Raw genomic sequence first — 13536 nt, forward strand, 5'->3', positions numbered from 1 at the left:
GGGGAGCAAACCAGCGGTAGGCAAACGCACTCAAGTCCGACAAACCTGAATATCCACTTCCGACATTACGGAGCGCCCCGTGCAAAAAACTTTCCGGATCGGCCAGATCGTGCCGAGTTCCAACACCACGATGGAAACCGAAATCCCCGCGATGCTGCTCGCGCGCCAGCAGGTGCGGCCCGAGCGGTTCACCTTCCACTCCAGCCGCATGCGCATGAAGAAGGTGGTCAAGGAAGAGCTCGCCGCGATGGACGCCGAGTCCGACCGCTGCGCACTCGAGCTGAGCGACGCCCGCGTCGACGTGCTTGGCTACGCCTGCCTGGTGGCCATCATGGCAATGGGCCACGGTTATCACCGCGTCTCGGAAAAGCGCCTGCAGGCCCATACCGCGGCGAACGGCGCTGACGCGCCGGTGGTCACCAGCGCCGGCGCGCTGATCGACGCGCTCAAGGTGATCGGCGCCAAGCGCATCGCGGTGGTCGCGCCATATATGAAGCCGCTGACCGAGCTGGTGGTGGACTACATCCGCAACGAAGGCTACGAGGTGGTGGACTGGCGCGCACTGGAAATCCCGGACAACCTCGAAGTCGGCCGCCATGACCCTGCAAAGTTGCCTGGTATCGTCGCGCAGATGAACACCAAGGACGTGGACGCCATCGTGCTGTCGGCGTGCGTGCAAATGCCGTCGCTGCCGGCGGTAGCCAAGGTGGAAGCCATGACCGGCAAGCCAGTCATCACCGCCGCCATCGCCACCACCTACGCCATCCTCAAGCAGCTCGACCTGGAACCCATAGTGCCGGGCGCAGGCGCCTTGCTCTCGGGGGCTTACTAAAATGCGTACCTTTGTTTGCGGCGGTAACGTCCACGCCAACGGCATCCGCCAGCACTATCTCCGCTATGGCGGCCACACCGGCGCGCGCGTGACGCGCGATCCGGTGATCGTGGTGCCGGGCATCACCAGCCCGGCCATCACCTGGGGCTTCGTCGGCGAGCGCCTGGGCGAGCAGTTCGACACCTATGTGCTGGATGTGCGCGGCCGTGGCTTGTCGTCCGCGTCGGACACGCTCGACTACAGCCTGGACGCCCAGGCCGCCGATGTGGTGGCCTTCGCCCAAGCCATGAACCTGCCGAGCTACAGCGTGGTCGGCCATTCGATGGGCGCGCGCATCGGCATCCGCGCCGCGCGTAGCCGGCCCGCCGGGCTGGCGCGGCTGGTCATGGTGGATCCGCCGGTATCCGGCCCGGGCCGGCGCGATTATCCGGCACAGCTCGCGTGGTACGTGGACTCCATGGCGGTGGCGCGCCACGGCGTGGATATCGAAACCATGCGGCGCTTCTGCCCTACCTGGACCGACGAGCAACTGGCGCTGCGCGCCGAATGGCTGCACACCTGCGACGAGCGCGCCGTGCTGGCCAGCTTCCAGGGCTTCCATACTGACGACGTGCATGCCGACATGCCAGGCCTTGGCGTGCCTGCCTTGCTGATGGTGGCCGGCCGTGGCGATGTGGTCCGCCCCGAGGATATCGAAGAGGTCCGCGGGCTGTTGCCGCAGCTCCAGGTCAGCCACGTGCCGGGCGCCGGCCACATGATCCCCTGGGACGACGAGGCCGGCTTCTACCGCGCGCTGGGCGATTTCCTCGGCGCCGAAGTTGTCCCGCAGCAAAGGGCCGCGGCCTGAGTTACCGATCACAGGAGAGAACATGCCAGTCAGCGAGCACGCCTTGATCCAGGCCTGGAAACAGGTCCTAACGCTGTCCCGGCTCGCGCCAGGGCAGACCGTCACCATCCTGACCAGCGCCGCCACGCATCCGCAGACGCTGTCGTGCGCGCTGGTTGCCACGCAGGCTATGGGCGCCATCGTCAATCGGCTGGACCTGCCGCCCGTCAACGCGGACAAGGCCCTGAGCCGCGACCCGCTGGCCTACCTCGGCACCACGGCGCTCACCGGCAACCGCGCGGCTATTGCCGCGCTCAAGGAGAGCGACCTGGTGCTGGACCTGATGACGCTGCTGTTCTCGCCCGAGCAGCACGACATCCTGAAGACCGGCACCAAGATCCTGCTGGCCGTGGAGCCGCCGGAAGTGCTGGTGCGCATGGTGCCCACCGAAGCCGACCGCGAGCGCGTGAGCGCTGCCAACGCGCGCTTGTCGGGGGCCAAGGAGATGCATGTGGTATCGGACGCGGGCACCGACCTGCGCTGCCCGCTCGGCGAGTTCCCCGCCATCAGCGAGTACGGATTCGTCGACGAGCCGGGGCGCTGGGACCACTGGCCCAGCGGCTTCGTGCTGACGTGGCCGAACGAGCGTGGCGCGAGCGGCCGCATCGTGCTTGACCGTGGCGACATCCTGCTGCCGCAGAAGGGCTACGTGGCGGACCGTGTTGAGCTGACGGTGGAGGGCGGCTTTGCCACGCGGATCGAAGGCGGCCTGGATGCCGAACTGCTGAACGACTACATGGCGTCGTTCAACGATCCCGAGGCGTATGCCATCTCGCATATCGGCTGGGGCCTGCAGCCGCGCGCGCGCTGGTCCACGCTGGGGCTGTACGACAGGGAGGCGTCCATCGGCATGGATGCCCGCGCCTACGAGGGCAATTTCCTGTTTTCGCTTGGCCCCAACAACGAGGCAGGGGGCAGCCGCACCACCGCCTGCCACATCGATATCCCGCTGCGCAACTGCACGGTGCGCCTGGACGGCGAGGACGTGGTCAGGCAAGGCAAGGTACTGGACGGATGGAACCGCAAATGACCGCTTCGACAACACCGCATTCTGAACTCCCGACTTATGCACGCCAGGGTTTCGGCACGCAACTGCCGCTGCAAGGCCCGGTGGGCCTGCTGATCGTCGACTTCGTCAACGGCTTCGCCGATCCGGCGATGTTCGGCGGCGGCAATATCGCCGAGGCTATCGCCAACACGGTGCCGCTGCTGGCGGCTGCGCGCGAGCAGGGCTGGCCTGTGGCGCACAGCCGCATCGTGTTTGCCGACGACGACGCTGACCACAACATCTTCACGCTGAAGGTGCCCGGCATGCTGACGCTGAAGGAGCACGGGCCGGCCAGCGCCATCGTTGCGCAGCTGGCCCCGCGCGAGGGCGAACTGGTGGTGCGCAAGACCGTGCCGTCCGCCTTCTTCGGCACGTCGCTGGCGGCGTGGCTGACACAGCGCGGCGTGCGCACACTGGTGGTGGCCGGCGCGGTGACCAGCGGCTGCGTGCGGGCCAGTGTGGTGGATGCGATGTCGCACGGCTTGCGCCCGCTGGTGGTGTCGGACTGCGTGGGCGACCGCGCGCTCCAGCCGCACGCGGCCAACCTGTTCGACATGGAGCAGAAGTACGCGGCCGTGATGCCGCGCGAGCAGGCGCTGGCGGTATTGGCCAGGCTCTGAGCGGCGTCCAGGACGCACCATGCGCGAGCATGGGCGCAAGCCCCAATTGACGGCCGCCGCGCGTTTCGCCAATGTGTCGATAAGCTCAGTGCACTGAATATATGCCGCCGGATGCGCGATAGAAAGGTGCACGGAACTTGCTTGCTGACCTGCCGGTTGCCGGGCGATACGCAACCCACGAACCCACAAAGCAGTCACGGACGGCGGCAAGCCCGGACTGGAGGAATGTATGGACAATGACCACATCGAGAAGGAAGGCGGGCAGGGCGTAGGCGCCCGCGTGGCGCGCAAGGAGGACGCGCGCCATCTGCATGGCAAGGGCCGCTTTGTCGCCGACATCGCCATGCCGGGCTTGCAGGAGGTTGCGTTCCTGCGCAGTCCCATGGCGCACGCGCGGCTGCTGGCGCTGCACAAGCCGCAAGGGCTGGAGCACGTGGTGATCGGGCGCGAGGACATGCATGGCGCGCTCGACATCAAAGCCGACTCGGCCTTTCCGTCCTACCAGCCGTCGGCGCAGCCGCCGCTGGCCGCCGGCAAGGTCCGCTTTGTCGGCGAGCCCATCGCCATGGCCTTCGCGCCGACCCGCGCGCAAGCCGAGGACATTGCCGAGCGCATCGTCGCGGAACTCGATGAACTGCCGCCCCTGACCGACGTCGATGGCGCGCGGCAGGCCAGCGCCACCACGCGGGTGCACGAGCACTGGAAGGACAACCACTTCCTCACGCTCACCGCGGACAAGAATTTCGACACGCTCAGCAAGACCGCCTCTGTGGTAGTCAGCCGCAAGATCGACCTGGCGCGCCAGTGCATGGTGCCGATGGAAGGCAAGGCCGTGCTGGCCTACTGGGACCACCAGTTCGACCAGCTGACCGTCTACAGCGCCACCCAGGTGCCGCACATGATCCGCACGGTGCTCAGCCATTGCCTGGGCCTGGAGCAGGAAAAAGTCCGCGTGATCTCGCCCGACGTGGGCGGCGCCTTTGGTTACAAGTGCGTGCTGCAGCAAGAGGAGCTGTGCATCGCCTGGCTCGCCATGACGTATCGCACGCCATTCCGCTTTATCGAAGACCGGCGCGAGCACCTGACCGCGGGCGCCAACTCACGCGAGCACCACTACGAGGTCACGGCCTATGCCGACGCGCGCGGACGCCTGCTGGCGCTGGATGCCAAGATCGCCATCGATGGCGGCGCCTATTCGGTGTGGCCCTTCACCATTGGCCTCGAACCCGGCCAGGCAACAGGCAACCTGCCGGGGCCGTACGCCTTCGACGGGTACCGCTGTATCACGGAATGCGTGGCCACCAACAAGCCCGGCTTCGTGCCATACCGCGGCGTGGCGCGCACCGGCGTGTGCTTCGCCATGGAACTACTGATGGATGCACTGGCGCGCGAGGTCAAGCGCGAGCCGTGGGAGATCCGCTGCGAGAACCTGGTGCAGCCGGAATCCATGCCTTACGTCAACGTCACCAACAAGCACTTCGATGGCGGCGACTACCCGGCCAGCGTGCGCAAGGCCGCGCAGATGATCGGGCTGGCGCGCATCCGCGAGCGCCAGCGTGAAAGGCAGAACAATGCCTCGGCAGGCTCGTGCTATCTCGGCGTGGGCTTCGGCACCTACACCGAGCAATCGGCGCACGGCACCTCGGTGTTCGCCGCCTGGGGCACGCCGGTGATCCCCGGCTTCGATTCCGCCACCGTGCGCATCACGCCGGACGGCGGGCTGGAAGTCCGCGTCGGCGTGCACTCGCATGGTCAGGGCATGGAAACCACCTTTGCCCAGATCGCGCACGAGATCCTTGGCATCGATGTGTCGCGCGTGAAGGTCGTGCATGGGGACACCGGCGTGACGCCATTCTCCACCGGCACCTACGCCTCGCGCTCGCTGGTGATGTCGGGCGGCGCGGTGTCGCGCGCCTGCAAGGCGCTGGTGCCGCGGCTGCTGAAGATCGGCGCGCATATTCTGCAACGCCCCGAGGGGGAGGCAGCGCTTGCCGGCGGGTCGGTCAAGGCCGGCGACGCCGCTGTGCCGATCAGCGCGATCGCCAACGCCTGGTACATCAATCCGCAGCGGCTGCCTGCCGATGTGGATCCAACCGGGCTGGAAACCACCATGGGCTACAAGCCCAATGTCGACACCGGCAGCTTCACGTACTCCACCCACGCCGCGCTGGTGGAGGTGGACACCGATTCCGGCCACGTCGAAATCCTCGACTACGTGGTGGTGGAAGACTGCGGCACCATGGTCAATCCCATGGTGGTGGAAGGGCAGACCTACGGCGGCGTGGCGCAAGGCATCGGCACGGCCATGTTCGAGGAGATGCGCTACGACGGCAACGGCCAGCCGCTGGCCTCCACGCTGGCCGACTACATGCTGCCCGGCCCCACCGAGATCCCCTCGATCCGCATCCACCATTTCGAGACGCCGTCGCCGCACACGGAGTTCGGCGCCAAGGGCATGGGCGAAGGCGGCGCCATCGCGCCGCCGGCCGCCATCTTCAATGCGGTCAACGATGCGCTGGGGCAGTTCGGCGTGGAGTTGCTGGAGACGCCGCTCACGCCGCGCAAGGTGCTCGAAGCGCTGGCCCGCGCCGAGCAAGCGCAGAAGCCGCAAGCCACGCCAACCAGAGAGGCGGCCTGAACCATCATGAAAGCAGCTGCATTTACCTATCACGCGGCCCCCACGCTGGCCGCTACCTGCGCCGAGCTGGCGGATCGCACCGACAACGCCAAGGTCATGGGCGGCGGACAGTCCATGGGCCCGATGCTTAACCTGCGCCTGACGCGCCCCGGTGCCATATACGATCTGTCGAAACTGGCCGAGTTGCGGACCGTCACCGCGCAGCAGGAGCGCGTGCGCATCGGCGCGGCAGTCACTCATGCGCAGATCGAGGACGGCGAATTCCCGGAGCTGCGCGGCGGCATGCTGCAATCCGTGGCGAGCGGCATCGCCTACCGCGCCATCCGCAATCGCGGCACCATCGGCGGCAGCCTGGCGCATGCCGATCCCGCAGCGGACTGGGTGGTGGTGCTGACCGCCGTCGGCGCCGAGATCGAACTCGCATCGAAAGCCGGCACGCGCATCGTGCCCATGACGCAATTCATGCTGGGTGCTTACACCACAGCGCTCACCGAAGGCGAGTTGATCGCGGCGGTGCATGTGCCGCCCCAGCCCGACGCCGCACGCTGGGGCTACCACAAGCTGTGCCGCAAGACCGGCGAGTTCGCCGAGGCGAGTTGCGCTGCCTACTTCGATCCGTCCACGCGCTTCGCCCGCATCGCGCTGGGCGCGCTCGACGGCGCACCGGCGCTGCTGCGCGGCCTCGCCAACGACATTGCCGTGCAAGGGCCCGCCGCGCTCACGCCGCAGGCCGTGCTGTCCGCCGTGACCGAGGCCACGCCCGGCAAGGATGCGATCGACCGCAAGCTCTACTGCGCCGCCGCCACTCGCTGCATCCAACAACTTTTTAACTGAGGGCCGCAGTGGAAACCATCGCACTAACGATCAATGGCCGCGCCGCTGCCGGCGCCTGCGCGCACCGCACCCACCTGGGCGACTTCCTGCGCGACGCACAGGGCCTGACCGGCACCCACCTGGGCTGCGAGCACGGGGTTTGCGGGGCCTGCACCGTGCTGGTCGACGACAAGCCCGTGCGCTCCTGCATCACCTTTGCCAGCGCCTGCGCGGGCAGCAAGGTGGTGACCATCGAAGGCTATAACGACGACCCCGTGATGCGCGACCTGCGCGCCGCGTTCAACCGGCACCACGCGCTGCAGTGCGGCTACTGCACGCCCGGCATGCTGGCCACCGCCCGCGACATCGTGCTGCGGCTGCCGGATGCCGACGAGGCCATGATCCGCCATGAGCTCTCCGGCAACCTCTGCCGCTGCACGGGCTATATGGGCATCGTGGCCGCGATCAGCTCGGTGCTGGCGCAGCGCAAGCCGCAAGCTGCGGGCAGCGCGGTGCAAGCCGTAGCAGCCGGCGTGAAACGCGAGTTCGTCTGCTTCACACCCGCAGCCGACAGCACCGGCCAGGCACAAGCCGCACCTGCCGCCAAGGAAGAAGCCGAGCGCAGCGCCGACAAGAAAGGCTGGTCGCGCATCGACGGCGGCTTCAAGGTGCCGTTCCCGGTCGACGACGTGTGGCGCTTCATGGCGGACCTGCCGGCGGTGGCAAGCTGCTTGCCGGGCGCGGCGCTGACCGAGCAGGACGGCGACCGCGTCAAGGGGCACGTGGCGATCAAGTTCGGCCCGATGGCCGCGCGCTTCAACGGCGCGGCGCGGCTGGAGCGAGACGATGCGAACCGGCGCGGTGTGCTGAAGGGCGCGGGGCAGGATTCGCTGAGCAACTCCAAGGCCGCGGGCGATATCACCTATGTGCTGCAAGCGATATCGGCGGGCGAGACGGAAGTGCTGATCGACCTGCAGTATTCCCTGCAAGGCCCGCTCGCGCAGTTCTCCCGCTCGGGGCTGGTGCGCGATTTTGTCCGGCGCATGATGGCGGATTTCGGCAAGAACGTCACCCGCAAGATGGATCCGTCGCTGTCGGATAGCGAGCGCAGCCAGGTCACGGAGATGAATCCGGTAGCGATGATGCTGGGGGTGATGTGGGAGAGGGTGAAGCGGGTGTTCGGGGTGGCCCGCTGACGCGGGGGTTGCGTTTGTGGACGGGGTTTTATTGCTTCTAGCTGCTGATGCAGAATAGCGTGAGTGGGCGATGTTTTAGCGCTTCTAGCTGCTGTCGCGGCTGTACGGTGTTGGCCGTTTTAGAACGTGTGAGATGTCACTTTTCTTTACTCGTAAAGAAAAGTAACCAAAAGAAAGCGATCCTTGCAGGAGGCTGGCTTATTGGGGTTACGCAGCCCGGTGGTTTCGTCGTCAGGCCCCGGGTTTTAATTGACTCGTGCCGTTACCGGTTTGAATGGCCACGATCCTTTTAATGACGCTGGTTTCGTGGTGAGGCATCCGGTAGCAGCATCCCTGCCTATTCACCCATCTGCCGGTACCGGTGTAAAGCGCCACGATATATCACGCCGTGATGGTTTCGTGGTGGGGTGGGCGCGGTGAAATAATTCTTGGGCCTATCAATCCGGTGCCACCGCGCCCACGACGAAAACGGGACGCTTGCAACTTCGTGGCCGCCCGCGCCGCGAGCGACAGACGGCTTGAAGCAAGTTGTGACAGCTACCGGGGGGACCACCACGAATCTCTGGGCACTGGCAGGGTCGTGGTGATCTAAACTGGTAACGGCACGAGTCCCTTAGCACCCAGGGCCGTACGACGAAACCATTGGGATTCCCAATGACGCCACGCCAGCCTCCTGCAAGGATCGCTTTCTTTTGGTTACTTTTCTTTACGAGCCGCGAGTAAAGAAAAGTGACATCTCACACGTTCCAAAACGGCCAACACCGTACAGCCGCGACAGCAGCTAGAAGCGCTAAAACACTGCCCCACTCACGCTATTCTGCATCAGCAGCTAGAAGCGCTAAAACATCGCCCACTCACGCCATTCTGCATCAGCAGCTAGAAGCATCAAAACCCCACCCACAAGAGACCCCCCCGCGTCAGCGGGCTACAAGCAATACACATCGCACACTCCCCCCGACCTACAGTTCCTGCTTCAGGCTCAACAGACTTTGCGTACGAATCAGCGGAACGGGACACTGAAGCATCAAAACTCCGAACTCCCAGCTCTCCCCTACATCCTCGACGTAGCCAGCCGCGCGGCCAGCCCCAGGAACACCACCCCCGCAAACCAGTTCAGCGCCCGCTGCGCCCGTGCCGAGCGCAGCAGCAGGGCGCCGAACATGGCCGAGCAGTAGGCGATGACGGAAAAGACAAGCAGGGTGGCGATGATGAAGACCACGCCCAGCACCATGATCTGCAGCGCGATATGCCCACGATCCGGCGCGACGAACTGCGGCAGGAACGCGAGGAAGAAGATCACCACCTTGGGGTTGGTCAGGTTCATCACCACGCCGCGCCGGTACATGTGCCCCACGCCAGGCTTGTCGCCGCTGCCTTGGTTCATCGCGCCCACCGGGGCGCGGAATGCCTGCCACGCAAGATAGCCCAGGTACAGCGCGCCAGCGATCTTGAGCACCATGAACGCGACCTTGGACGCGGCGAACAGCGCGGCCAGGCCAAAGGCGACCGCGGTGGTGTGCACCAGCAGCCCGGTACACAGGCCAAGCACCACGACCATGCCCGCGCGCGGCCCCCGCATGGCGGATTGCAGCAGCACAAAGACATTGTCCGGGCCCGGCGTCAGTCCAAGCACCACGGCGATGCCGAAAAATGGCAACAGTGTCTCGATCGGGGGCATGCGCTTGACTCCTTTGTTGTTGCGGATACTGCGTTGTCGGGTTAGGCCCGGTATCGATATTGGGCAAGAGGCGTGGCCGGATCATCGGGAACGCCATCCGAATAGTGCCAGCCCGACAGCGTCTTGTGCCAGCGTGACGCGGCGTGACGCTTTGGGCAGGTCTCTTCAAGGGTGCCAGGTCGCCGGACTGCCCGAAGCCGCCGCCGGCGCCGGCCGATGGCTTCCCGCCATCGCATACGAGAGCTGGTTGGCTGCATCCATGACGGTCTGCGCCAGCGCGAGCAGCCTTTCCTCGCTCAGGCGCGAGGAAGGCCCGGAGATGCACGCCGACCCGAGCAGCTTCCAATGCAGGCCAAACACCGGTGCCGAAACGCTGGAGACTTCGGGCTCGCGCTCGCCCATCGACAGGTGATATCCCCGTCGCCGGATCGATTCATAGGGCTCGCCGGGCTCCCCTGAGAACGCCAGGATGACCCGCCCCGGCGCGCCGCTGTCCAGCGGCAGCGCCGAGCCGATGCGCACATGGTGCCGGATGGCCTGCGGCCCCTCCACGCGCACCAGGCACATGCGCTGCTGGCCCTCGCGCACGTAGAACGATGCGCTTTCCCCCGTCTTGATCGTCAGCTCCCGCAGCACGGGTTCCACCACTTCGTGCACGTTGAAGGTGGCCTGGTAGCACGCGCCCAGCCAGCCGGCGGCACGTCCGAGCCGCCAGCTGCCGTCCTCCTTCTGCACCAGGTAGTCGTCGGTCGCCAACGTGCGCGCGAGGCGCAGCACGGTCGTCTTGTGGAAGCCGGTCCGGCGGCTGAGTTCGGCCAGAGTGAGCTGCGCGTCGCTTACGCCGAAGGCTTCCAGGACGCGCAGCGCCCGCCGTACCGCAATGACGCCGCCGCCGCCGGCGTCGTCGCCCGCGTCACCGGCAGTGGGGGAGTTGGATGAGTCCATGCTGTGGAATGAGTTGCGTACAGTGAAACCGTATTGTACTGAGTGCAACGACCATCCAGAATCCGTTCCAACAAATAAAGAGATCTGGAGACAAAGCAATGAACCTGCTGCGCCGCGGCCTGACCACCGCCATCTTTTGCGCCCTGGCCCTTCCGGCCCTGGCCCAGACCTATCCCGCCAAGCCCATCCGCGTGATCGTGCCGTTCCCGGCCGGCGGCGGCACGGACATCATTGCCCGCGAGGTCACCAACAAGGTGGCGATGGCCCAGGGCTGGCGCTTTGTGGTGGACAACAAGCCGGGTTCCGGCGGCAACCTCGGCGTGGATGCCGCGGCCAAGGCCAGCGGCGACGGCTACACCATTGTGCTGGGCCAGACCAGCAACCTGGCCATCAACCCCACGCTCTACCGCAAGCTGCCCTACGACGTGGCGAAGGACCTCACACCGGTGGGGCTGGTGGCCAGCGCGCCGCTGGTGCTGGTGACCAACGTGGATTCGCCCTACAAGACGCTGGCCGATGTGGTGGCTGCCAGCAAGGCCAATCCGGGCACGATCAACGTGGCCTCGCCGGGCAACGGCACCGTGGCGCACCTGACCAGCGAGCTGTTCCAGAAGACGGCCGGCATCAAGCTCACCCACGTGCCGTACAAGGGCGCGGCCCAGGCCGTCAATGACCTGATCGGCGGGCAGGTGCAGTTGTACCTGTCGTCGGTGCCGACGCTGATCGGCCATATCCGCAACGGCAAGATGCGCGCGCTGGCCGTCACCTCGGCCAAGCGCATGGACGACCTGCCCAACGTCCCCACCATCGCCGAGTCCGGCTACAGCGGGTTTGAGGCCGTGACGTGGTTCGGCTTCGTGGCGCCCGCCGCCACGCCCAAGGACATCGTGGCGCGCCTGAACGCCGAATTCAACAAGGCGCTGCAGGTGCCCGACCTGAAGAAGAAGCTGAGCGACCAGGGCGCCGATGTGCTGGGCGGCACCCCCGAGCAGTTCGGCGCCCTGATGAAGAAAGACACCGTGCGCTGGTCGGCCGCCGTCAAGGCATCCGGCGCGCAGGTCGACTGATCCTCCCCTAATCCCCGAATCCCAAGGAGCCATGCCATGAGCCTGCCCGACATCATCAGATCCTTCGACCGCGTGCCCGCAGACATCGTCGCCCAGGCCGCTAGATTCCAGCCGGCGATCTTGGCCGACGTGGCCGGCCGCCGCGGCGCGTTGCACGGCCGCATCAGGGCGCTGCGCCCGCACATGAAGTTGTCCGGCACCGCTTTCACCGTGGAAGTGCGCCCCGGCGACAACCTGATGATCCACGCCGCGATGGCGCTGGCGCAGCCCGGCGACGTGCTGGTGATCGACGGCAAGGGCGACCAGAGCAGCGCGCTCATGGGCACCATCATGATGAATGCATGCCGCCAGCGGGGCATCGCCGGCGTGGTGATCGACGGCGCCGTGCGCGACAGCCTGGAGATCGACGAAATGGATTATCCGGTGTTCTCGGTGGGCACCAACCCCAACGGCCCAACCAAGGAAGTCGCCGGGCGCATCGGCCACCCGGTCTCGGTTGGCGGCGTGACAGTCAACCCCGGCGACTTCATCTGCGGCGACGCCGATGGCCTGGTGGTGGTCGAGCGTGAAAAAATCGCCTCGCTGCTGCCGCTCGCCGAGCACAAGGAAGCCGCCGAAGCCCGCCGCATCGCGCAGATCAAGGAAGGCAAGACCAACGCCCCGTGGCTGCTTGCCTCGCTCGTCACCGCCGGCGTGCTGAAAGAGGGAGAGACGCTGTGAGCAGCAAGCCAGCCATCCTCGTCACCGCGGCCGATCTCGCGCCACAAGCCGAGGCATTGCTCGGCGGCTACGACATCGTCTACGCCGGCAAGACGCCCCAGGCCGCCGACCTGGTGGCGCTGGCGCAGCGCCACAACCCGGTCGGCATCATCGTGCGCTACGGCGCTGTCACCCCGGAAATCATGGATGCGGCGCCGGCACTGAAGGTCATCTCCAAGCACGGCAGCGGCACTGACACCATCGACAAGCCGGCCGCCGCCGCGCGCGGCATCGAGGTAACGGCCGCCGTGGGCGCCAACGCCGCGGCGGTCGCGGAGCAGGCCATGGCCCTGCTGCTGGGCTGCGCCAAATCCGTTGTGCAGCTCAATGCGCGCATGCATGCCGGCCACTGGGACAAGGCCACGCACAAGAGCTTCGAGCTGGCCGGCAACACCATCGGCCTGATCGGCCTCGGCGCCATCGGCCGGCGCTTTGCCCGGATGTGCGATGCCATGGGCATGCGCGTGATCGGCTTCGATCCGTTCGCTGGCGATCTGCCGGGCTATATCGAGCCCGTGGACCTGGAAACGATCTGGCAGGAGGCAGACGCGATCTCGCTGCACTGCCCGCTGACCAGCGAGAGCAAGGCGATGATCAATGCGCAAACGCTGGCACGCTGCAAGCCGGGCGTGATCCTGGTCAACACCGCGCGTGGCGGGCTGATCGACGAACCGGCGCTGCTGGCCGCCGTGCAATCCGGGCAGGTGGCCATGGCGGGGCTGGACAGCTTCGCCGTCGAGCCGATGACGGTGCCGCATATCTTCCACCGCCAGCCCGGCTTTCTGCTCAGCCCCCACATCGGTGGCGTGACCAGCGCCGCCTACGTGAACATGGGCGTGGCCGCGGCGCAGAATACGCTCAGCGTGCTGGCGCGCAGACCGGCGGCATTGAACGGAGCCGACGGATAGGCCAACACCGCGCGCCATGACGACGGCTGTTTCTCCCTCTCCCCTCAGGGGGAGAGGGCCGGGGAGAGGGGTGGCTTGGCTAGGAGCCACTTGAAGCGAAGCCCTGGGTTTTGTCCAGCATGATGGCGTAACGAGCGCCGGGGCGG

General features: G+C 66.5%; 12 protein-coding genes. 10 read left to right on the forward strand and 2 right to left on the reverse strand.

Annotated elements, in window-relative coordinates; all coding sequences use genetic code 11:
• Positions 1-79: 79 nt before the first annotated feature.
• The 7 genes from ACYP5B_RS29160 (at position 80) to ACYP5B_RS29190 (ending at position 8033) form a co-directional block, all read left to right on the forward strand.
• Entirely contained in the window at positions 80-832 is a 753-nt protein-coding gene (locus ACYP5B_RS29160; protein ID WP_400101984.1) for a maleate cis-trans isomerase family protein, read from the forward strand.
• 1 nt (position 833) lies between these two features.
• Positions 834-1679, forward strand: a complete 846-nt coding sequence (locus ACYP5B_RS29165) for an alpha/beta fold hydrolase (RefSeq protein ID WP_400101985.1) — start codon at positions 834-836, stop codon at positions 1677-1679.
• A 22-nt stretch (positions 1680-1701) separates the two neighbouring features.
• Positions 1702-2748 carry a M29 family metallopeptidase gene (locus ACYP5B_RS29170; protein WP_400101986.1) on the forward strand — a complete coding sequence of 349 codons (1047 nt, stop codon included), beginning with the start codon at positions 1702-1704 and terminating at the stop codon, positions 2746-2748.
• Complete coding sequence (locus ACYP5B_RS29175; protein ID WP_400101987.1) at positions 2745-3386, forward strand: N-carbamoylsarcosine amidohydrolase; 642 nt, start codon at positions 2745-2747, stop codon at positions 3384-3386. The genes ACYP5B_RS29170 and ACYP5B_RS29175 overlap by 4 nt, the downstream gene beginning before the upstream one ends.
• Before the next feature lie 229 nt (positions 3387-3615).
• A complete protein-coding gene (locus tag ACYP5B_RS29180; protein ID WP_459571986.1) occupies positions 3616-6024 on the forward strand; it encodes a xanthine dehydrogenase family protein molybdopterin-binding subunit in 2409 nt (802 codons plus the stop codon).
• Positions 6025-6030: 6 nt separating this feature from the next.
• Positions 6031-6858 carry an FAD binding domain-containing protein gene (locus ACYP5B_RS29185; RefSeq protein ID WP_400101989.1) on the forward strand — a complete coding sequence of 276 codons (828 nt, stop codon included), beginning with the start codon at positions 6031-6033 and terminating at the stop codon, positions 6856-6858.
• A gap of 8 nt (positions 6859-6866) precedes the next feature.
• A complete protein-coding gene (locus ACYP5B_RS29190) occupies positions 6867-8033 on the forward strand; it encodes a xanthine dehydrogenase family Fe-S subunit (protein ID WP_400101990.1) in 1167 nt (388 codons plus the stop codon).
• Positions 8034-9084: 1051 nt separating this feature from the next.
• Here ACYP5B_RS29190 and ACYP5B_RS29195 read toward each other — a convergent pair.
• Positions 9085-9711: a LysE family translocator gene (locus ACYP5B_RS29195; protein WP_400092392.1), complete on the reverse strand. Its 627-nt coding sequence runs from the start codon at positions 9709-9711 to the stop codon at positions 9085-9087.
• A gap of 165 nt (positions 9712-9876) precedes the next feature.
• Positions 9877-10656, reverse strand: coding sequence for an IclR family transcriptional regulator (locus tag ACYP5B_RS29200; protein WP_400092389.1), 780 nt, complete (start codon positions 10654-10656; stop codon positions 9877-9879).
• 98 nt (positions 10657-10754) lie between these two features.
• On the opposite strand from ACYP5B_RS29200, the gene ACYP5B_RS29205 reads away from it, so the two are divergent.
• The 3 genes from ACYP5B_RS29205 to ACYP5B_RS29215 are packed head-to-tail and all read left to right on the forward strand — an operon-like array spanning position 10755 to position 13390.
• Positions 10755-11723, forward strand: a complete 969-nt coding sequence (locus tag ACYP5B_RS29205) for a Bug family tripartite tricarboxylate transporter substrate binding protein (protein ID WP_400092387.1) — start codon at positions 10755-10757, stop codon at positions 11721-11723.
• Positions 11724-11759: 36 nt separating this feature from the next.
• Complete coding sequence (locus tag ACYP5B_RS29210; protein ID WP_400092385.1) at positions 11760-12443, forward strand: RraA family protein; 684 nt, start codon at positions 11760-11762, stop codon at positions 12441-12443.
• Positions 12440-13390, forward strand: coding sequence for an NAD(P)-dependent oxidoreductase (locus tag ACYP5B_RS29215; RefSeq protein WP_400092383.1), 951 nt, complete (start codon positions 12440-12442; stop codon positions 13388-13390). The genes ACYP5B_RS29210 and ACYP5B_RS29215 overlap by 4 nt, the downstream gene beginning before the upstream one ends.
• The last annotated feature ends 146 nt before the right edge of the window (positions 13391-13536 follow it).

The sequence above is a fragment of the Cupriavidus sp. 8B genome (genome assembly GCF_054589115.1).